1 protein-coding gene is annotated in these 305 nt (G+C 66.6%); it reads right to left on the bottom strand.

Features of this window, described 5'->3' with window-relative positions; all coding sequences use genetic code 11:
- On the bottom strand, window positions 1–305 hold a 305-nt coding region (locus QP415_RS11300; RefSeq protein WP_285100128.1), incomplete at both ends, for a prolyl oligopeptidase family serine peptidase.

Genomic DNA, 305 nt, shown 5'->3' with positions numbered 1-305 from the left:
AGAACGACCACGGATCGCGATTCGCTTCGGATCGACGCGGCCCAGATCGATGAGGTACTGAGCGCCGTCGACGCAGTCCTGAACGTCCATGACGCCCCAGTTGCCGTTGATACGCTCACGGTAGGGACGGCCGAAGGACGTCGACCCACGGAAGTTCACGTCCAGAACCGCAAAGCCGCGGCTGGTCCAGTACTGGAAGGGAACCTGCAGGCCGGGGCGCGCTGCGTCAGTCGGTCCGCCGTGCACGTTGACGATGAGCGGGGGCAGCTCGCCCTCGGGGGCGGTGAACTCGGGGTTCACGGGCG

The organism is Pauljensenia sp. UMB3104, from assembly GCF_030217285.1.
In the GTDB taxonomy this organism is placed as follows: Bacteria; Actinomycetota; Actinomycetes; order Actinomycetales; family Actinomycetaceae; genus Pauljensenia.
The sequence above is the reverse complement of the archived record's forward strand: the minus strand, read 5'-3'. Positions and strand labels throughout refer to the sequence as shown.